The sequence below is a fragment of the Pseudomonas sp. 22082 genome, assembly GCF_052046055.1.
GTDB lineage: Bacteria > Pseudomonadota > Gammaproteobacteria > Pseudomonadales > Pseudomonadaceae > Aquipseudomonas > Aquipseudomonas pharyngis.
The window spans coordinates 93,746-114,539 of record NZ_JBQEQB010000003.1 but is presented as its reverse complement, the minus strand read 5'-3'; the positions used below and the strand labels follow the sequence as shown (position 1 = coordinate 114,539).

18 protein-coding genes are annotated in these 20,794 nt (G+C 57.2%); 10 read left to right on the top strand and 8 right to left on the bottom strand.

Annotation, left to right across the window (positions count from 1 at the left end):
- Positions 1–25: 25 nt before the first annotated feature.
- From ACTJK9_RS04820 to ACTJK9_RS04790, 7 genes are all read right to left on the bottom strand, one after another.
- Positions 26–871 (bottom strand): amino acid ABC transporter permease, encoded by an 846-nt coding sequence (locus tag ACTJK9_RS04820; RefSeq protein ID WP_440812545.1) that lies wholly within the window; start codon positions 869–871, stop codon positions 26–28.
- A complete protein-coding gene (locus ACTJK9_RS04815) occupies positions 868–1,689 on the bottom strand; it encodes an ABC transporter substrate-binding protein (RefSeq protein WP_039768560.1) in 822 nt (273 codons plus the stop codon). The genes ACTJK9_RS04820 and ACTJK9_RS04815 overlap by 4 nt, the downstream gene beginning before the upstream one ends.
- A 148-nt stretch (positions 1,690–1,837) precedes the next feature.
- Complete coding sequence (locus ACTJK9_RS04810; protein ID WP_221397372.1) at positions 1,838–2,236, bottom strand: DUF5329 domain-containing protein; 399 nt, start codon at positions 2,234–2,236, stop codon at positions 1,838–1,840.
- Between the two features lie 94 nt (positions 2,237–2,330).
- Entirely contained in the window at positions 2,331–3,905 is a 1,575-nt protein-coding gene (locus ACTJK9_RS04805) for a phospholipase D family protein (protein WP_440812541.1), read from the bottom strand.
- Between the two features lie 308 nt (positions 3,906–4,213).
- Positions 4,214–5,239 (bottom strand): sensor histidine kinase, encoded by a 1,026-nt coding sequence (locus tag ACTJK9_RS04800; protein WP_440812539.1) that lies wholly within the window; start codon positions 5,237–5,239, stop codon positions 4,214–4,216.
- Positions 5,240–5,249: 10 nt separating this feature from the next.
- A complete protein-coding gene (locus tag ACTJK9_RS04795) occupies positions 5,250–6,710 on the bottom strand; it encodes an ATPase domain-containing protein (protein ID WP_085610326.1) in 1,461 nt (486 codons plus the stop codon).
- Complete coding sequence (locus ACTJK9_RS04790) at positions 6,707–7,141, bottom strand: hypothetical protein (RefSeq protein ID WP_085610674.1); 435 nt, start codon at positions 7,139–7,141, stop codon at positions 6,707–6,709. Before ACTJK9_RS04790 ends, ACTJK9_RS04795 begins: the two co-directional genes overlap by 4 nt.
- 266 nt (positions 7,142–7,407) lie before the next feature.
- On the opposite strand from ACTJK9_RS04790, the gene ACTJK9_RS04785 reads away from it, so the two are divergent.
- The 7 genes from ACTJK9_RS04785 (at position 7,408) to tspO (ending at position 16,905) form a co-directional block, all read left to right on the top strand.
- Positions 7,408–8,853 (top strand): ATPase domain-containing protein, encoded by a 1,446-nt coding sequence (locus tag ACTJK9_RS04785; protein ID WP_440812824.1) that lies wholly within the window; start codon positions 7,408–7,410, stop codon positions 8,851–8,853.
- A 24-nt stretch (positions 8,854–8,877) separates the two neighbouring features.
- The gene (locus ACTJK9_RS04780; protein WP_440812536.1) at positions 8,878–9,240 is read left to right on the top strand and encodes a response regulator; all 363 of its coding nucleotides are present in this window, start codon (positions 8,878–8,880) and stop codon (positions 9,238–9,240) included.
- Between the two features lie 508 nt (positions 9,241–9,748).
- Entirely contained in the window at positions 9,749–10,732 is a 984-nt protein-coding gene (locus ACTJK9_RS04775) for an LLM class oxidoreductase (RefSeq protein ID WP_440812533.1), read from the top strand.
- Between the two features lie 459 nt (positions 10,733–11,191).
- Complete coding sequence (locus tag ACTJK9_RS04770; protein ID WP_440812530.1) at positions 11,192–11,734, top strand: DUF3833 domain-containing protein; 543 nt, start codon at positions 11,192–11,194, stop codon at positions 11,732–11,734.
- Positions 11,735–11,742: 8 nt separating this feature from the next.
- A complete protein-coding gene (locus ACTJK9_RS04765; protein ID WP_440812528.1) occupies positions 11,743–13,281 on the top strand; it encodes a cryptochrome/photolyase family protein in 1,539 nt (512 codons plus the stop codon).
- A 164-nt stretch (positions 13,282–13,445) separates the two neighbouring features.
- Complete coding sequence (locus ACTJK9_RS04760) at positions 13,446–16,391, top strand: PAS domain S-box protein (protein ID WP_440812525.1); 2,946 nt, start codon at positions 13,446–13,448, stop codon at positions 16,389–16,391.
- Positions 16,392–16,449: 58 nt separating this feature from the next.
- Positions 16,450–16,905 (top strand): tryptophan-rich sensory protein TspO, encoded by a 456-nt coding sequence (gene tspO, locus ACTJK9_RS04755; RefSeq protein WP_064600841.1) that lies wholly within the window; start codon positions 16,450–16,452, stop codon positions 16,903–16,905.
- A 27-nt stretch (positions 16,906–16,932) separates the two neighbouring features.
- Here the strand turns inward: tspO and ACTJK9_RS04750 are convergent, their stop codons facing one another.
- Positions 16,933–17,910, bottom strand: coding sequence for an NAD-dependent epimerase (locus tag ACTJK9_RS04750; protein WP_085646622.1), 978 nt, complete (start codon positions 17,908–17,910; stop codon positions 16,933–16,935).
- A 603-nt stretch (positions 17,911–18,513) separates the two neighbouring features.
- On the opposite strand from ACTJK9_RS04750, the gene rfaH reads away from it, so the two are divergent.
- Genes rfaH through ACTJK9_RS04735 form a run of 3 tightly spaced genes read left to right on the top strand, consistent with a single transcriptional unit; the run spans position 18,514 to position 20,794 of the window.
- Entirely contained in the window at positions 18,514–19,050 is a 537-nt protein-coding gene (rfaH, locus tag ACTJK9_RS04745) for a transcription/translation regulatory transformer protein RfaH (RefSeq protein ID WP_064596747.1), read from the top strand.
- 37 nt (positions 19,051–19,087) lie between these two features.
- The gene (locus ACTJK9_RS04740; RefSeq protein WP_039768571.1) at positions 19,088–20,248 is read left to right on the top strand and encodes an outer membrane beta-barrel protein; all 1,161 of its coding nucleotides are present in this window, start codon (positions 19,088–19,090) and stop codon (positions 20,246–20,248) included.
- A 12-nt stretch (positions 20,249–20,260) separates the two neighbouring features.
- Complete coding sequence (locus ACTJK9_RS04735; protein ID WP_085610331.1) at positions 20,261–20,794, top strand: polysaccharide biosynthesis/export family protein; 534 nt, start codon at positions 20,261–20,263, stop codon at positions 20,792–20,794.

Below are 20,794 nucleotides of genomic sequence, written 5' to 3'. Positions count from 1 at the left end.
GCAAGAAATCATTCAACGGAATGGCTCAGCGCTGATGCTTGAAGCCTCTGCCGTAATGGCGTTCGAGGCGATGCTGGATCAGTTCGAGACCGATGGATAACAGCCAATAGATGGCGGCTGCGGTGGTCAGCATTTCAATGTAACGGTAGGACGAGCGCCCGTACGACTGCGCCAGAAACATCACTTCCCAAACCCCCATGACCGAAATCAGGGACGAGTCCTTGAGCATCGAAATGAACTGGCTGGTGGTCGGTGGAATGATCGTGCGCATGGCTTGCGGCAGGATGATATGGATGAACGTCGCGGCCGGCCTCAGGCCCAGTGCGGCTGCCGCTTCGCGCTGACCTGGGGCAACAGCGAGGATGCCGGCACGGAAAATCTCACTCAGATAAGCCCCGTAGTTGAGCGACAGCGCGATGATCCCGGCGCTGATTGCGCCTGGCACCACGCCCAACTGCGGCAGCCCCAGATAGATCAACAGGATCTGGATCAACAGTGGCGTGCCGCGAAAGAATGAGGCGTAGAAGCTGGCGATACCAAACGCCACGGCGCTGCTCGACAGTCTGGCCAGCGCGGTGACAAAGCCCAGCAATAACGAAAACCAGATCGAGCAGAAACACAGGAATATCGTCAGCGCCGCGCCCTGCAAGAACCCGTTCGGCCCCAGATGCAGGCCGATCAGGTTCGGCAACTTTTCCACAATGATCGAAAACTTCAGATCGAAGCGCATGAAAAACCACACGCCCAGACCCGACAGCGCCGCCCAGGTCAGATAAAGGCGCGTGCGAAAGCCGAACAGCTGACGTGTCAGTGGCGGCTGCTTTTGCGGGCTGACGGCCGCTTTGGCCGGATGCGGATTGATGGCTGTCATTGGCTGATATCAGAACCGATCCACTTGCGGGATATTTTGCTCAGCGTGCCGTCAGTCTTGAGTTGCGCAATGACCTCGGTGACTTTCGCATTCCATTGCGGATCGCCCTTCTCGACCGCCACGACGTTCGGCTCGGCATACAGTGGATCTCCGGCAATCTTGAAACGCGGATCCTGAGCGATGCGTTCACGCGCGGTGATGAGGTTGGTGACCATGGCATCCAGGCGCACGCCAGTACCCAGTGCGAGATCCTGGAAGGCAACGGTTTCATTGTCGTAAGGGGCGATCTGGACATTGTCGAACGGATAGCTCAACGGTTTGTCCTCGGCGCCTTCAATGACCAGATCCTTGTTCAGATAGGCCTCATAAGTCGACGCACTGATCACACCGACTTTTTTGCCGGACAAATCTTTGCCAGTGACGATGTCCTTGTCCTTCGCATTGACCACGATCACCGCCGGTGACTGGTAATACTCCACGGGGAAATCAAATACTTCGGCCCGCGCCTTACTCGGTGTCATCGAGCACACGCAGATGTCGTATCGACCGTTCCAGTGCCCCGCGGCAATCACGTCCCAGGAAGGTGTTTCAAGTTTCAGCTTGACCCCAAGGCGCTCGGCCACAGCTTTAGCGACATCCACATCGAAGCCGTCGAGCTGGTTCTGGTCATTGAGAAAAGAGAACGGCGGGTAACTCTCCATCAGGACACCGGTGAGCTCACCTTTTTGCGTCACGCGATCAAGGGTGGGCCCGGCGAAGGCTGCAGCGCAACTGACGGCGAGCGCCAGGCCAAGTGTCAAATGTGTCGGGATCTTCAAGTGCGAATGCTCCAATCAGGAAATGCCTGGTTAGATTAAAACGCACTATAAAATTAATATGAACTTCGTTTTAGGAATAAAAAGCTACACTTGGGCTATATGAAATTCAGCCGCCAGCATCAGGCAAAGCCTTCATCTCCAAGGCCCGTTAATGAAGTTGCCGTTGCCTGTCGAGCTCCCTCTTCAACCAGCTGCTGGCGGGTTCTGTGCGTTCTGCACAACGCACCTCATAGGCGCGCCCACTGATGCTGCTTTGAGTGGCAGCAAGATCGATGAAGTCTTCTGCGCTGTTCACCCTGTTCCTGGCTTCAAGATAATTCAGCTTTTTCTCCAGATGCGCTCGAGCACGGGGACCTGGGTATTCGCTGCCATTGCGCACAAACTGACACTCACTGTGTTCGACAAAGTCCAGCAAGGCTTTTATCTCTTCAATGGTTTGAGGTCTGGTTTGAACCTGCGCATCTGCGACGATTGCGATGAGGCTGATCCCTGCAATCATGACCCATTGGCTGATACGCCTCGCCGTTTCCCCTGCTCTCATTCGCATGATTCATCCTGCTCTTGAAAAAGGAATGGAACGAGCTCTGGCAGTATCGCCCGTCGTTGTCCGGTTGGTCGCAGCCCCAAGCTCGATGCGGTCTCTATAGCATCCTCTCCAGCCCGATCGCGCTGCTCAGCCACGAATTGAAGTGTCGCCACCAACTCCCCGGCTCCCTGGTCAACGTATGCTTTTTGCCGTCATCCTCGGTGACCCAGACCAGTTGATCCTTTTCCAGCACGGTGTGATAACTCAGAGCAGGCGCCATACCTTCCAGGGCCAGTTCACGCACCCGCCCCGCGAGTTCGGGATCATCAACCAACACCCCGACTTCGGTGTTCCACAATAAGGATCGCGAGTCAAAATTGAACGACCCGATAAAAGCTTTCTGCTGGTCAAAAATCATCGCCTTGCTATGCAGGCTGGAGTCGGAACTGCTGGAGGACCCGCTGTGGAACAGACGCGGTCCGCTATGGCTGTCGGCATTGTCGCCGGACTGGCGGCGTAATTCGAACAACTGCACACCATGCTTGAGCAAGGTTTTTCGATAAGGCGCGTAAGCGCCGTGCGCGGCGGGTACATCGGTAGCTTCCAGAGAGTTGGTCAACAAGGTGATCGACACGCCGGCGTCGGCACGACCGGTCAAGTACAACAATCCCGGTTGACCAGGCACCATATAGGCCGAAACCATGATCAACTCCTTGCTGACGCCGTCAAGTTCAGGCGCCAACTGGGTGGCCAACAGCAAGTGCGGAGCGGGTTCGCCCTTGGACAACACCTTGCTCGGGGCATCCCACATCGCTTTGTTCCAGGCCCAGATCAGCTCCCGGCGCCAGACATTCAGGCGTGGGTGAGTGGTGTAAGTTATCAATTGCTGATAGAGCGCGTGATCCTGCTTGCGAGTTTCCTCCAGGGATTCATCCAGCCGGGTCCGGGTATTTTGCAGGTCCCTGATCGTCGGCCTGATCGACAGAAACTGCTCGATCGACTTGCTCAGCGCACTGTTCCAATACTGATCAAAACTTTGCTCCAACTGCTCCGCAACCGGGCCGACACTCAACATGTCGATGTCTTTGAAATTCTTGTCAGGCTGCGCATCGAAATACTCATCGCCCAAATTGCGGCCTCCGACGATTGCCACACAGTTGTCTGCCACCCACAATTTATTGTGCATCCGTCGGTGTTGCTGCGACAGATTGAACAGCCGCCCCATCGTTCGCGTTACGACGGTGCTGCGTCCCAGGTGCAGCGGATTGAACACGCGCACTTGAATCAGCGGGTGCGCCGCCAGTGTCGCGATAATCCGGTCCAGGTCATCGCTGGTGGTGTCATCGAGCAGAATCCTCACGCGGACGCCGCGGTCGGCGGCGTCGAGCAACTCGCTCACCAGTATTCTGGTACTGATGCCGTCGTGGACGATGTAGTACTGCAGGTCCAGGCTGCTTTGGGCATTACGAATCAGCTCGGCGCGGGCACTGAACGCTTCGGCACTGTCGGATAACAAACGAAACCCCGATTGGCCCTGATGCGGAGCAGCCTGGGCCTTGATTGAACGCCCGAACGCCGAATCGCTTGCCGGCAAAGCCTGACTGGGTTCGTGGAGGACATTGGGGGTCGTACACCCACCAAAGAGTACGGCGAGCAACAGAAGAACAAACAAGCGCTGCTGGTTTCTCACGGAGCGTACTCCGAGCAATGAAACATCAGGGAAACCGGATCCTGAAGAATGGCCTGTTGGTTCCCTCCAGCCTTGTGGTCATATCGACCCTTTGCACTGTTTTCTTCAATCTGCGGGGGTTGTTTCAGGAGCGTAGTTCATCCGCTGACACTTGCTGGAGCCGCCCAGGGTGGAGAAGAGTGTGTGGACAGCAATCGGCAAGAAAAAAAGCAATTGCTACCGCTGATTAAAATGGCAGCGCGAAGCATTTCCGCTGCGCTCCCGCAGTCAGAGGCCTTGGTATAACGGTGGACGACTTGTAGATGGCGTCAATGCTCAGCCAAGGGCAGTTTCATGACGAACTCGCTACCCTTCCCTTCTCCCGAACTAGTCCCCGTCACAGTACCGCCGTGGGCTTCGATCAATTCCCGCACGACCGTAAGTCCAATGCCCAGGCCTGCGCCATTGAAACCGACCGCGTGAACATCTTGTACAAACGGCTCAAAAATGAACGGCAGTGCCTTGGGCGTTATCCCAATACCGGTATCGCGAATGCATATCGTCAGGTGGTCGACTTCAATCGTCGCAGTCAGTGAGACCGTGCCATTGGCGGGCGTATATTTGGCGGCGTTGCCCAGTAGATTGCCGAGGATTTGAGTGAGGCGCGCTGGATCACCATTAACCATCAAGGCGCATTCCGGCAGATTCGAGCTGAAACTCAAACTGTTAGCGATCATGAGCGGGCTGCAGGCATCTATCGCCTCATGAATGATTCGAGCCATATCGACACGCTGGCAATCAAGTCGAAACTTGCCGGTACTGGCGCGGGCGATATCGAGCAGGTCTTCGACCAAGCGGGACATCTGCTTCACTTGCCCCTCTATCAACACCTGCATGCGCGGCAGTTCCTCACTCGGCACACGTACCAGCCGGCCGGCAATCATGCTGATGGGTGTCAGAGGATTGCGAAGTTCGTGTGCAACCAGGTTGAGGAAGTTGCGTTGCTGTTCCAGCGCATGTTCAGCGGCCGCCTGCAAATCCTGGGCACTCAGCGCGGCTATCACCAGCTTCTCGTTTGCCTCGCGCAATTCGAGATACATTTGCTGCTCTGCCTGGGCGACTGTCGGATTTTCTGCATCCGACTGCGCCGACAGGATTGACAGCACCAGTTGCTGGTTGGCTTCAATCAATTGTTCGACATGGTGGCTATCGACGAGTTGGGCATTGGCCTGGTTGAGTTCTTTATGAACCGCTGCCAGCACTGCACGCGCCGCCACCGTTTTCTGGCCGAGTACGAACAGTTCGCGTGCAGCGCCAGCGATGGCTTGCTCATTCTTGCCGTGACCCTCGCTCATGATATTTCGCTCATCCTTCGATGGTGACCGCGCGCTGCTGGGTAGGACGTCCCCCTAACAACCCTTCCCTGTCCGGCAACATTTCGCCGATCTGCAAGCCATCATCATCTATCCGGTACAACCTCAACTCGTCGGAATGCGCGCTGGCCCGCACCTTGACCACGGCCATGATGCGCAACAAGCGGCTCTGCACTTCTATGTAGCGCTGGACGATGATGGCATCGGTGAGAAACGCCGTGCCGTAAGGACTGAAACGCAGGTCGGTGTAGCGATCCTCCAGCTCGGAGGTCATCAATACACTGACACCTGCACTGGTGAGAGCGGTCACCATGCGTGACAGCGACTCACGAAAGTCTTCGCGGAATGTCGGCGCCAACGCCAGCTCAAAGCCTGACAGGGAGTCAATCACCAAACGAGTAGCGTTCAGGCGGTTGATCTCGCTCAACAGTAACTGGACGATTTCGTCGATTGACAAGTCTGGCGCGCGACTATCGACCAAACCCACCTTCCCGCCCTGAATCAACCCGGCGAGGGTGGCGTTCTGGGAGCGATTGGGACGCTGCTCGAATACCGCGATCACGCCGGTCTCACCATTGCGCACGCCTTCGGCGAGGAAGGTCGCAGCCAGAATGCTTTTGCCCGAACCTGATGGACCTGCCACCAGCAGGGAGTATCCACGGGGCAAGCCACCGCCCAGCATTTCGTCGAGTTGGGGCACACCCATTTTCAGGCGCTGCATCGGAAACGTCAGCGTGGGTTCAACGTGGTTGAGGGGGGCCGGTGCGAAAACCTTTATGCCTGATGTAGCGATGCGGAAGGTGTGCAGCCCCGGCAGCGTCGGCTGGCCGCGCATCTTCATGATTTCCATCTTGCGCACCATGGAGTTGCGTTGAACGCTCTGACGCAGCCAGATCAAACCATCGGCCACCGTGAAAATAGGGTTGGTGTCAGTTTCAGTGAAATATTCACCGATCAGGAAAGTGGTGGCCTGCCAAGTGGTCATCAACATGCCTAACTGCTGAATGAACTGCGGCAAGTTGTTGTTGGGATTGTCCTGGGTCTGGCTCGCGAGCACCACTGAACGAAACGAATCGACGAACACCAGCGCCGGAGAGTACGCCTCTACCTCGGCGACGATTCGGCGTAGCACTTCGTCCAGATCCCCCGCCAGGGTGTCACTGGCCAGGTTGATATAACGGATTGACTGATTGACGGCTTCCTCGTCGAAAAAGTCGAATTGCTGTTGGTAACGCAACATCTTCAACGGAGGCTCGCCGAGCACGGTGAAGAACAGTGCCGGACGCTCGGGCGTCGCCAGGGCAAACATCATCTGATGCGCCAGGGTAGTTTTGCCACAGCCAGGCGGGCCGGCGATCAGGTTGAACGAGAACTCCGGCAATCCCCCGCCCAGCACCTCGTCCAGTCCTGGCACTCCGGTGGACAGACGCTTGATAGTCACTTTGGTGTTCATGGCGAGTTTTCCTGCGCAGATGTGTCGCTCAAAGAAGGTTTCCACACGTCACGAAGCAAGCGTGCGGTGAGCGAGGGCCCGATCAGCGTAGTGAGCAGTTCGTAGAAGGTGGTCAGCATCACTTCACCAAACAACAAGGCGTCTGCTTCGCTTTCTGTAACGAGTTCAGAATGAAGAGCGTTCAGACCCGGCGCGGCTTGTACACGATCAGACAGGGGGCCCAGGTGCGGTTGGCGGGAGGCGCAGAGATGAAGGCTGCGTCGATAAAGCGCTGCGACTCCCTGCTGACCGATGATGGGGGTAAGCGCTGTGTGCATAGCCTCCAAAATCGAGACAGTCGCTTGCGCGATACTTGCAGTATCAGCATTGGGGCCAACCCGGTGCGCCAGAGCAGCTACGATCTGGCGGCTCTCTTCGTTTAGCGCGGACATGGCTAGCTGATTTCTGATGGGCAGGTCTTGATAGTACACCCTGCAAGGCGTTGCAGAGACTCAATTGGCCCGAGAACCTTCTTTACTTTCGATTCCCCCGATTTATCGCCCACATTGAGGCTTCGCAGCTCCAGATTTAAGCGAATGAATAACTTTACCGGCACTGCTGCCTGAAACGTCAGTGAAGTGCAGATAGCCCCGGCACACAAATGGCGTTAGCATCCCGTACATTCGGTTTAACAGCATGATTTCAAGATCAGGGTCGCATAGTGGAAAAGTTAAATCGCCTTCAGAGTGGAATCGAAGGCCTGGATGCTCTGCTCAAGGGCGGATTGGTCTCAGGCGCTTCCTACATTATTCAGGGGCGTCCAGGGTCGGGCAAAACGATCCTCGCCAACCAACTTGGATTCCATCATGCGCGCAACGGCGGCCGTGTACTGGTAGCGACACTGCTTGCCGAATCCCATGACCGGCTTTTTCAGTTTCTGTCCACCTTGAGCTTTTACGACGTTTCCAAAGTTGGCGCTGAAATCCAGTTCGTCAGTGCATTCGATACGCTGGAAAATGAAGGTCTGGATGAAGTCGTAAAACTGCTGAGGCGTGAGATCAGCCGCCAGAAGGCGACAGTCATGGTTGTCGACGGCTTGCTGAACGCACGCTCTAAAGCCGACTCGCCAATCGACACCAAGAAGTTCATCTCTGAATTGCAAGGGCACGCTGCATTTGCTGGATGCACCGTGTTGTTTCTCACCAGTTCCCGACTGGATGACGGCAGCCCCGAGCACACCATGGTGGATGGCGTGATCGAAATGGGAGAGGAGCTTTATGGCACCCGCTCGGTGCGTCGTATTCAACTGCGTAAAACCCGGGGTAGCGCGGCACTGACCGGACTTCACGAGTGCGAAATCACCGAGAACGGTCTGGTGGTTTATCCGCGCCTGGAAAGCCTCTACAGCCACCCCTCTTCGCCCGACAGCGCCAACATGACGCGCATCCCCAGCGGTATACATTCTCTGGACACGATACTGGGTGGCGGGCTGCACAGTTCCAGCGTGACGCTGGTCATGGGCCCATCAGGAATAGGCAAGACAACCCTAGGTCTTAAATTCCTGGGTGAGTCGACGGTGAAGGCACCGGGCCTGCATTTTGGCTTTTATGAAAGCCCGGAGCGGTTACGCCTGAAGGGCCAGTCACTAGGAATCGACATCAAAGGCATGGAAGAAAGCGGTGCGTTGAGCATCGCGTGGCAACCGACCACCGAAGGTCTCCTGGACGGTCTGGGCTCAAGGTTGCTGAGCATCGTCGAAGAAAAGGGCATCAAGCGTTTATTCATCGACAGCCTTAGCGGCATGACGCGGGTGTCGACGAATCCAGCCCGAATTACTGACTTTTACAGTGCCCTCATGAACGAATTACGCTCCAGGGGCGTGACAGTGTTCGCCTCTTGGGAGATGCGAGATCTGTTCGGCTCCGAGATCAGTTCACCAAACTCTGACCTGTCCAGCATCGTCGACAATCTGATGCTGATGCGGTTCTTCGAGAATGACTCTGAACTAAGCAGAACCATTTCCATTCTTAAAGTCAGAGATAGCTCTTATGACCCTTCGCGATTTGAAGTGGTCATCCGTGACCAGGACGTTGATCTGAAAAAGGCTTCAAGAAATGAACCGCCAGTTCCTAATCCTGCAGCCCTGCCAGGTTCATTTTCCTAGGTCTTCTATTCAGGTTGCATTCTCATGACCACCATCCTGGTTGTCGACGACGAATATTTGATCGCTGACATTCTCGGCTTTGCGCTGGAGGATGAAGGCTTCATGGTCGTGAAAGCCAGCAATGGCAAAAAAGGGCTTGAGGTACTTGAGCGAGAGCGCCCTGACCTGATCATTACCGACTTCATGATGCCGGTAATGGACGGACTCGAATTCGCCACGGCCGTCCGCGCCCTGCCCTCAGCGCATCTCTTGCCCATCATTCTGATCAGCGGCGCGCAAGCCCACCTCGGCATGGAGAGATCGGACTTGTTCAATGCTGTCCTGGAAAAGCCTTTCAATATCGATTCAATCCTTGCCGCTGCCAAGCGGCTGCTGGCTGAAAAGTGAAATGGATCAAATCCATCTCGAAGACTGAATCTACCCACTCGCCCCTGCATGCCTCATGGCATGCAGCTTTCACCTTTTGCTGGAACCGCTCGAGATTCATCGATGATTCGCCCAATGACCGAAGTCATGTCGAGTGGGACTCGATGGATCGTAATCCTGCCACCTGCTTGTGATCGGTTGAAGTCGCAAAGGTCTCCCACGATGTGCGAGGCACAATGGCGCAACACGGCAATACCGCCTACGCTGATGAGGTAACCTCTGGGCCCGTTTCCGAGTTGACAGTATCGAGCCGGGAGATGATTCCTTTTACCGTCCGCTTATCACCCATCCGGACCTGCCCGCGCATATCGCCAGCAACTGGCTCCTCAAGCCGGTCCACCCGACCGGCAGTACGGCGCAATGGGCAAAGCTGCACTCAGTCCCCCCACCTGTCGTTCCCAAGCGACCGATGCCGCAGCACCTCTGGCAACGGGGCGCTGTTCACGTTCTGCCACTGAGGAAAATCAGTATGTATCGGCCGAGCACGATTCCTTATCAGCAGCATCGAGGGTTCAGCCGAACCTTCACGCCGGGGCATTTGAGCCTTGGATTGTTCTTTCCCATGGAGGCCTTCGACGGCGACACGCCGAGCATGCTCAACCAGGTCGCATTGGCGAAACAGGCCGAGGCACTGGGCTTCAGCGCGCTCTGGTTTCGTGACGTGCCGCTTCGCGATCCCGGATTCGGCGATGTCGGCCAAGTCTTCGACCCCTGGGTCTATCTGGGTTATATGGCCGCCCATACATCGGAAATTGCGCTTGGCACCGCCTCCATCGCCATCCCTTTGCACCATCCCCTGCACACGGCCAAGGCGTCAGCCAGCGTCGATCAGTTGAGCGCAGGTCGCTTGATTCTTGGGGTGGCGTCCGGCGACCGTCCGGTGGAGTTCTCGGCTTTTGGCGTCGATCCCGAAAGGCGCGGGGATATCTTTCGCGAGCACTACGCGGTGATTCGCCGAGCCCACAGCACCAGTTTCGAACCCATCCACTGGAGCGCCGGGGAAATGCGCGGCGCGGATCTGATTCCGAAACCGACCACCCAATTCATTCCAATGCTCGTGACCGGCAATAGCCGTCAGTCACTGGATTGGATCGCGCGCGAAAGCAACGGATGGATCAACTATCCACGCATACCGAACATGCAGAGACTGGTCGTGGAAGATTGGCGGCTGGAGGTCACGAAGCAATGTGGTTCCGTCTATAAGCCCTTCACTCAGTCGCTTTACATCGACCTTGATGAAAACCCGTCCACGCCACCCACTCGCATTCATTTGGGGTTCAAACTCGGACGTTACCATTTGCGGTTTTTGCTGGAGTCGCTTGAGGAAATCGGCGTCGATCACGTCATCCTGAATCTCAAATACGGAAAGCGCCCGGCAGCGGAGGTTATTGAGGAGCTGGGTACTCACATCATTGCGCAATTCGGTGCACAGCCAAGTCCGACAGCGCATTGATCTGTCGGCCACTCCTATCCCCGCAGGATGCTCACTGAGCATCCTGCGCCTCACGGTCCGGCGTTCACTGCGCTGGATATTGCCCAGTACCAGCGCTCGACCGGCAGACCGGCCAACCGCTGTTTCCAGGGCAAAACGTTCGGCATCGCGTTAAGGCGCAGCAAGCGCCCTGCGTGAGGGAAGAAGTATTGTCAGATGGTTTTTTTCAGCCTATCTTGATTTATACCTATACAGACCATCCAACCACGTACAACTATTTCGCGATGGCTTGCCCTCACGTACAGCGCTGTCGCGAGAAAAACAAAGCCGGCCATCGCCGTAAGACTCTCGTTGACGTCGTCAAAAGTCGAGCGTCAAGACCAGCCGGGGAAAACGATAAACCTGTACATGTCCAGCCCACCGTACAAGCAAATGGTTCGAACCTGGCCTTCGACACCTTTGCAATCAGGGAGTAAGGCAATGACTCGATTACTGCTGTTACTGACACTGATACTCAGCATCGCAAGCTGCACCAGCGTGGACGTCACCCGTTATGCCGACCAACAACCAGCCCTGGATCTGCATCGGTTTTTCAGCCAGCCCGTCAAGGCCTGGGGAATGTTTCAGAAGCGCAGCGGCGAAGTGACCAAGCGTTTCGAAGTGAATATCGTCAGCCGTCGCGAAGGCAACAACCTGATTCTCGACGAGCGCTTTCTGTACAGCGATGGCACCCGCCAACACCGCGTATGGACATTGACGCCCGAGGGCCAGGGACGCTGGAGCGGTCGCGCCGGCGATGTAGTCGGCGTTGCCCAAGGCCAGGTGGCGGGCAACACATTTCACTGGCGCTATCGGCTGAACGTACCGGTCGACGATTCGACCTATGAAATGAGCATGGACGACTGGATGTACCTGATGGACGAGGACACGTTGATCAACCGCACCCGCATGTCCAAGTTCGGCGTGGAGGTCGGCCAGGTGACCTTGTTCTTCCGCCGCCAGAGCACCGAAGCAAGCCAATGAACCGCAAAATGAACACTACCCGCCGCTTGTGCCTGGTCCTGGGCGACCAGTTGTCCTTCGACCTGGCGTCCTTACAGGAACTCGATGCCGAGCGCGATACGGTGCTGCTGGTCGAGGTCATGGAAGAAGCCAGCCATGTGCCCCACCATCCACAGAAGATTGCTCTGATCTTCAGCGCCATGCGCCATTTCGCTCAGGCGTTGCGAGACCAAGGCATACGTGTTGAATACGTGACCCTGGATGACCCGCAAAACAGCGGTTCGGTGCCGGGTGAGCTGCATCGTTGGAAAAAGCTGTTGCAGGCCGACGAAGTGCACGTGACTGAGTGTGGCGACTGGCGGCTGGAGCATTCGATCAAGGAATGCGGTTTGCCCGTCCAGTGGCACGCCGATACGCGTTTTCTGTGCGGTCGCGAAGAATTTGCCGCATGGGCCGAGGGTAAAAAACAGCTGCGCATGGAGTTTTTCTACCGTGAGATGCGGCGCAAGAGCCGCTTGCTGCTCAATGGCGACGGTTCACCAGTGGGCGGCGCGTGGAACTTCGATGCCGAGAATCGCAAGGCCCTGCCCAAAGGCGTCAAAGCCCCCTACCCCGCACGCTTCAATAACGACCCCATCACCCTCGATGTGCTGGCACTGGTCAAGGCGCGCTTCAGCCACCATTACGGCACACTCGATGACTTCAACTATCCCGTCACCCATGCCGATGCGCAGGCACTCTGGGCGTACTTTCTCGATTATGGCCTGGCGGGGTTTGGCGATTACCAGGACGCCATGGCCAGTGACGAGCCGTTCCTGTTTCATGCGCGCATCAGCGCAGCGCTCAACATTGGCCTGCTGGATTTGCGGCAAATTTGCAGTGATGTGGAGTCGGCGTACTGGGCCGGCAGCGTTGCGCTCAATGCCGCCGAAGGCTTCATTCGGCAACTGATTGGCTGGCGGGAATATGTGCGCGGCGTGTACTGGCTGAAGATGCCGGATTACGCGCTGGGCAACTCTTTTGGCAACAGCCGTCCGCTCCCCGAGTTCTACTGGACGGGTGACACGCAGATGAACTGCATGCGCCACGCCATCGGGCAAAGCCTGCAGCATGCCTATGCGCATCACATCCAGCGACTGATGGTCACCGGTAACTTCGCCCTGCTCGCCGGTATCGCGCCGAGCCAGATCTGCGAGTGGTATCTGGCGATCTACATGGATGCTTTTGACTGGGTCGAGCTGCCCAACACGCTGGGCATGGTCATGCACGCCGATGGCGGTTATCTCGGTTCCAAACCCTATTGCGCCAGCGGCCAGTACATCAATCGCATGTCGGATTACTGCCGCGGTTGCGCGTACAAGGTCCGCGAAAGCACGGCGGACAATGCCTGCCCGTTCAACGCGCTGTATTGGCATTTCCTGATGCGCCACGGTGAGCTGCTGCGCGGCAATCAGCGCATGGCCATGATGTACAAGAACCTCGACCGCATGCCGCAGGCCAAGCAAGAGGCACTGTGGCAACGCGGCCAGTCGTTGCTGGCCCGCCTGGATAACAGCGAATCGATTTGAAATCAGCGTTCACCCGAAGCGACCTTGTTCCATCAGTGAAACTTAACGACGAAGCAACCTGTCAACGGATCAGCAGCCACAACGCTTCCCGATATTGACGGCACCTGTCGGGCATGCACGACCCTCTGAAATCGGCCCCTGAAAAATTCAACCAAGAAGGCGAGATGGACACCCTCAAACACCTAAGTCGCGAAGCGCTCGAGTCCGAGGTCAAGCGATTACGCGCCGCGCTGCAGAGCAATGAAGTCGACAATGACCGCGACATCACGGCGCGACTGCACGCCAGTCAGGCCGCGCTCGCTCGTAGTGAGGCGCGGCAGCGGGCGGTTTTTGAGAGTGCAGTGGATTTTGCGATGGTCGTCACTGACCTTGGCGGGAACATCACGGAATGGAACTGCGGCGCAACCAACGTGCTGGGCTGGTCCGCCGAAGAGGTTCGCGGCCAGAGCGCGGCCTGCTTTTTCACACCTGAGGACCGCGCCGCCGGCCGTGTAGAAGAGGAAATGCAACGCGCCCTTTGCGCTGGCCGTGCCTACGATGAGCGCTGGCATCTGCGCAAGAACGGCGAGCGATTCTGGGCCTCGGGCGAGCTGATGCCGCTTTACGATGAAGACCAGACTCACCTGGGTTTCGTGAAAATTCTCCGCGACCGGACTCAGGAGCATCTGTTCGGACGCGCCATGACCGAAACCCAGGAGCGCTATCGACTGGCGGTCAAGGCGACCAGCGATGCGGTGTGGGATTGGGACCTGCAAACCAACCAGATCATCTGGAACCAGGCGTTGCAACAGGCGTACGGTTTCCCGCTGGAGAATGTTGATCCCAGTGGCGACTGGCGGTTTGCGCGGATCCATCCGCAGGATCAGGCGCGGGTGCAGGCATCGATGCGCGCCGCCATCGAAGGCGACGGCACGACATGGAGCGCGGAGTATCGGTTCTGCTGCCAGGACGGCTCCTACGCCGAGGTGCTGGATCGCGGCCACTTGATCCGCAATCCCGCCGGTCAGGCCGAACGCATGATCGGCGCGATGCTTGACCTGACGCGCTCGCGCAGTGCCGAAACGGCGCTGCGTCAGAGTGAGGAACGCTTCAGTACCATTCTGGAAACCATCGAGTCGGCGTTCGCTATCGTCAAAGTCAAATTCGACGCCAACGACGAGCCTGTCGACTACTACTTCGTCGAGGCCAACCCGGCGTTCGAGCGCCAGTGCGGGGTCAACCTGCGCGGTAAGTGGGTCACCGAGTTCGCGCCCAATCTTGAACGTTTCTGGTTCGAAACCTACGGCCATGTGGCCAAGACCGGGGAACCGGCGAACTTCGAAAATTACGCCAATACCTTTGAACGCTGGTTCGATGTGCGCGCGGTGCGGGTCGGCGATCCGGCCGACCGGCAGATCGCGATCCTGTTCAACGACGTCACCGAGCGGCGCGCCGCCGAGGAACGCTTGCGCGCCAGCGAGGCAATCGCCCGGGAAAACGTCGAACGTGTGCAACTGGCCCTTGCCGCCGGCGCCATCATCGGCACCTGGCACTGGGACCTGCTGACCGACCGTTTTGCCATCGACGAAGGCTTCGCCCAGGTGTTCAATCTCGACCCGGCACTGGGGCGCGAAGGCCTCAGCCTCGAACAAGTGATCACCAGCGTGCACCCCGACGACCGCGATAGCCTGACCACGGCAATCGACGAAGCCATTGGCCGTGGGGGCGCCTATTCCCATCAGTACCGTGTACGGCGCGAGGACGGCAGATTCCAGTGGATCGAAGCCAACGGACGCGTTGAGTGTGCAGATGACGGAGTTCCCCTGCGGTTTCCCGGCGTGCTGATCGACGTCGAGGAGCGGCGGACCGTCGAGGCGGAGCGCGACCGGGCTCTTGCCGCGTTGCGTTCGCTCAACGACACCCTCGAGCAACGGGTTTCATCGCGCACCGCGGAGTTGATGCAGGCAGAGGAAAAACTGCGTCAGTCGCAGAAGATGGAAGCAGTCGGCCAACTGACGGGAGGCCTCGCTCACGATTTCAACAACTTGTTGGCCGGCATTTCCGGCGCACTGGAGTTGATGGGCGCGCGGATCAATCAGGGCCGCTTGAACGAAGTCGACAAGTACATGGTGACCGCACAGGGCGCGGTCAAGCGAGCCGCCTCCCTTACCCACCGCCTGCTGGCGTTCTCCAGACGCCAGACCCTCGATCCGCGACCGACCGACGTCAACACACTGATGACCGGCATGACCGAGCTGATCCAGCGCACCGTGGGCCCGAGCATTCTCCTGGAAACCATTGGCTCGCCCGTGCTTTGGCCAACACTGGTCGATGCCAGTCAACTGGAGAACGCGCTGCTCAATCTGTGTATCAACGCGCGCGATGCAATGCCCGATGGCGGACGCATCACCATCGAGACGGCCAATCGCATCGTCGACACCGAGATCGCCGGCGCGCTGGACATGCCCGAGGGCGAGTATGTGTGCCTGTGCGTCACCGATACCGGCACCGGCATGTCGGCCGATGTCATCGCCAAGGCCTTCGACCCGTTCTTCACCACCAAACCGCTGGGCCAGGGCACAGGGCTGGGCTTGTCGATGATCTACGGGTTCGCCAAACAGTCCGGCGGCCAGGTGCGCGTGCACTCCCAGGTCGACCGGGGCACCACGATGTGCATCTACCTGCCTCGTCACCGTGGCGATCCCGTGCAGAGCCACGATGACAAGCACATCGCACCGGCGGTGGTGCCCAAGGCCAGCGAGACCATTCTGGTGGTGGACGACGAACCCACAGTGCGCGCGCTGCTGACCGATGTGCTTGGCGATCTCGGCTACAACTTGCTTGAGGCGGCCGACAGCGTTGCCGGGCTGAAAGTGTTGCAATCAAACGTGCATATCGACCTGCTGATCACCGATGTCGGCCTGCCAGGTGGCATGAACGGTCGGCAGCTGGCCGACGCCGGCCGGGAAATCCGCCCGAACCTGACGACCCTCTTCATTACCGGTTACGCGGAGAACGCAGTCATCGGCGCCGCCCAACTGGGCCCGGGCATGCAGGTGCTGACCAAGCCCTTCGCGGTCGACACGCTGGTGGCGCGGGTCAGTGAACTGATGTGCTCAAGATCCGAATGAACGACCGCTGCGGCGGAACAAACCAGGCAAACGGGCTGCGGCCAAGGAGTGTGAAATGGTGACTTTCCTGATTTTTCTGATCGCGTGCGGTGCGGCGGCAACCACCGGCATGGTTTTCAAGCCCGGCCAATGGTACGCGCAGCTCAACAAACCGAAGTTCACGCCACCCAACTGGGTGTTTCCGGTGGCCTGGACGACGATCTACCTGCTGCTGGCCTGGGTCGGCTATCGCTTGACCATGATTCCCGGCAGCGAACAGGTGCTGGCATTGTGGGCGGCGCAGATTGCGCTGAACACACTGTGGACGCCTGTGTTCTTCGGCGCGCAGCGGATCGTTGCCGCGATGATTATTCTCGTCCTGTTGTGGCTGGTCGTCGCCGTGATGGTGGTCCTGGCCCTGCGCCTGGATGTGATCACCGGGTTGATCCTGTTTCCTTATCTGGCCTGGCTGTGTGTCGCTGCGGCGCTTAATTTTTCGATCATGCGCAACAACCGGGTGGGTCTCGGCTCATGACCGTACTCCAGGCGCATGAAGCGCCGCTCAAATCCGATAGTACTGGCGATACCAACTCACAAACTGCGCCACACCCTCTGCAACTTCCACTCGCGGAGAGAACCCGATCCATTGTTCCAATGCCGAAACATCAGCCCAGGTCTTGATGACATCGCCGGCCTGCATCGGCAACAGATTGCGCTGGGCTTTTATGCCCAGTGCCTGTTCGAGGCAGTCGACGAAATCCAGTAACGCGACCGGTTTGCCGCGCCCCAGGTTGAAAATCCGGTTGACGCCACTCGCCTCCTTCTCCGGCGCTGGCGGTTTCGGACACAGGCGGACGATGCTTTCGACAACGTCATCGACGTAAGTAAAGTCCCGCGCCATCTGACCCTGGTTGTAGATGTCGATCGGTCGTCCCTGAAGAATGGCTTCGGTAAATTTGAACAGCGCCATATCCGGCCTGCCCCAGGGCCCGTAAACCGTGAAAAAGCGCAGGCCGCTGGCCTTCAAGCCGTAGAGATGGCAATAGCTGTCGGCGAGAAGCTCATTGGCGCGCTTGGTGGCGGCATACAGCGAGACAGGGTGCTCGACCGCATCATCGACGCTGTAGGGCAACTTGCTGTTGGCCCCATATACCGAGCTGCTCGACGCGTAGATCAGATGCGCGGGCGGATAATGTCGGCAGGCTTCCAGCACATTCAGAAACCCCACCAGGTTCGATTGCGCATAGGCATCCGGGTTGTCGAGCGAATAGCGCACACCCGCCTGAGCGGCCAGATGCACCACCTCGGTGAAATCGTGCGCTTTGAATAACGCCATCAAGGCAGGCTTGTCGACAATATCCAGTGTTTCAAAACTGAAACTCTGCAGACTACTCAACTGTTCAAGCCGCGCCTGTTTGAGATCCACACTGTAGTAATCGTTAAGGTTGTCGATACCGACAACTTCCTGGCCTTGCTGCGCCAATCGTTTGACCGCGTGATAGCCGATAAAGCCCGCAGCGCCTGTAACAAGAACGGTCATAATCCCTGCTCCACACAAGCCGACAGGCAATAAGTTATAGCGCTGGATGACTTATTCAGTCCAGGTTTTATAACAGCACCCAATAGTGGGGAAAGTTTTCGATCTAAATAATAGTCGCGACCATAACAGGCAGAAAAAGTTTCTACCGTTCAGCTAAAAGAATAAGTCATTAAAAAACAATTGGTTATCCATCGGTAAAAGCATTACTGGATGGATGGCGTATTTTTTGACTGCTAACGTTTGACAGACCAGAAAGACTGGCCGATAACTACCAAGGTTGATTTTTTGCAGGGCGCGAGCAGTCACTTATTCGCGCCCTGTCGCTTCAGGGACAACTACTTAGTTACCTAACCTTAAGCCTGAATGAACAGACCGTGCGGTAGCTTTGCCTTCTAAAAAGTTGAACCGATAATTCCTCCAGAGGTGCCGCAGAACAGAGCGAAACTTCACTGTTCGATGCACACCAATGAAACACTTTGTGATTCATGTTTGAAACACTTCAATAACCCATAATAAAAAATCACTTTCGCTGACAGCCCTTACTTAGCCCTCAATAGAGCTTCTGCCTGCCATAAACTTTCGATCATTACAGAGTTTACCAGCATGCCAGTCATCAGCTCGGACCACCCAAATTGGTATCTTTTGCAATGCAAGCCACGTCAGGATGAGCGTGCTCATCTCAATCTGCTTCAACAGAATTACGTGGTCTTTCATCCCCAACTCGTCAGCGAGCGCATTATTCGCGGAAAACGCCAGCGAGTGCACGAATCCCTCTTTCCTGGATATTTGTTCATCCAACTCAGTCGTGAAGACAACTGGGCACCCTTGCGTTCCACCCGAGGGGTCAGTCGTTTTGTCGAATTCAATCATGGTCCCGCGACAGTGCCTGAGCACGTCATCGAGCATCTGCGTACGCGTTGCATCGAATCAATGACGTCGGGGCCGGATGAAGCGCTGAAACCCGGAGAGAATCTACAGATTGTCAGCGGCCCGCTCGCGCCACTGGAGGGCGTGTTCCTCGGATTGCACGGAACCGACCGCGTGATGATCCTCCTGCAGTTTCTCAACCGTGAGCAGCCTGTCTGCCTGCCATTGAGCGTGATTGAACGACAACAAGCCGGTTTTCACCCCTACAACTAACGACTTGCCTTATATGCCCTTGCTCAGGAGCTATAACATGGCTTTGAAGTCACGATGCCCCGTCGCGCTGATGATGGCCTGTCTCTATCCCGAAATGGCCTGGAGCATCAATCCGCAAGCCATTGATGTGTATGGATTCGACTTCACGCCATCGTTCCTGTTTTCGGAAAGTTATGACGACAACTTTCGCGAACTGGAAAACAGCAAACAGTCCTCCATGGTCACCAAGCTGGCGCCTTCTTTCGAGCTCAAGGCCGAGGATCGCAACAGTGCCACGCGACTGATCTGGCAACCCACTCGCTACATTTATCACGACGAGTCGGATGCCTCGAACACGGCACAACGCGTGCGAGCGGACAGCATCATGGAGTTCACCGACCGGCATCGTCTGAAGCTCGACGCCGAGTACCGCAAATGGGAGCGCACGGAATCGACGGCGGTCGAAGGCATCAACGACAAGCTCAACAACAAACGTGTGGGCGGTCTCTACACCTTCGGGGCGAAAAGCGCTGACAACCAAATCGATCTCGGGGCCAGTTACGCACAACTGCGCTACGACAACGCCGATGGCATCAACGACGACAAGGAACGCAATACCACTGCCCTGACGAGCACCTGGTATCACCGCATCGGCAGCAACACCCGAGGTCTGGTGGAATACAACCACACCGACTTTGATTACCAGCAGGCCAACAGCCCGCGCAGCAGTAAATCCGACGCCGTCATGGCCGGTGCCGTATGGGATTTCACGGCACGCACGACGGGCAAGGTCCGCGTCGGTTACGAGAAAAAGAACTTCGACAACAGCGAATCCAAAGACCTCGACAACCCGACCTGGCAAGTCGATCTGCAATGGAAACCGCGGACCTATTCGACATTCACCTTCGTCGCTCGCCAGGCCCTCGCCGAAGGTGACGACGGCGCTGATGCCGTGAAGTCGACCTTCACCCAGGTCGGCTGGCGTCACGGCTGGACTGAGCGGATTACTACCGTGGCCCAGGCCGGTTACGGGCGTTATGTCTACGAAGGCCAAAGCCGTACCGACAATCTTCAGGACTACAACCTGGCCGTGGTGTACGCCATGCGCCGTTGGCTGGATATCGAACTGGGTTATCGATACCGCGACAACGATTCCGATGCCGACAATGAAAGCTTCACCCGCAACGTGTTTCAGATCAGCTTCAACGTCAGCCTTTAAGAGGGTCTCGACATGAACACTCGCACACTTGTCCTTTTGTTCGCGTTGTTTCTCTTGCCCCACACCTATGCGGCAGATCCCGATACGCAATACAAACTCGCTGCCGGCGACGTGTTGCGAATCATCGTTTTCGGTGAGCCGGAATTGAGCATGAAAAAGATCCGGCTCAGTGATGCCGGCACCTTTTCCTACCCGTTTCTCGGCGAAATATCCGCCAAGGGACTGACCCCCGGCCAGGTCGAGAAAATCATCGTCGACGGGCTCAAGCAGGGTTATCTGATCGACCCGAAAGTCAGTCTCAGCCAGATCGAATACCGCTCGTTCTACATCAATGGCGAAGTGAAAAAGCCCGGCAGCTATCCGTTCGTGCCCGGACTGACACTGGAAAAAGCCATTGCACTGGGCGGCGGCTTGACCGAGCGGGCCTCGATGAAGCGAGTGACCATCTTGCGCGGTGATGGTGGCGCGACCGTGACCGATAACGTCACGCGCAGCACCACGATCGCCCCCGGCGACACCATTTCCATTGCACAAGGCTTTTTCTGA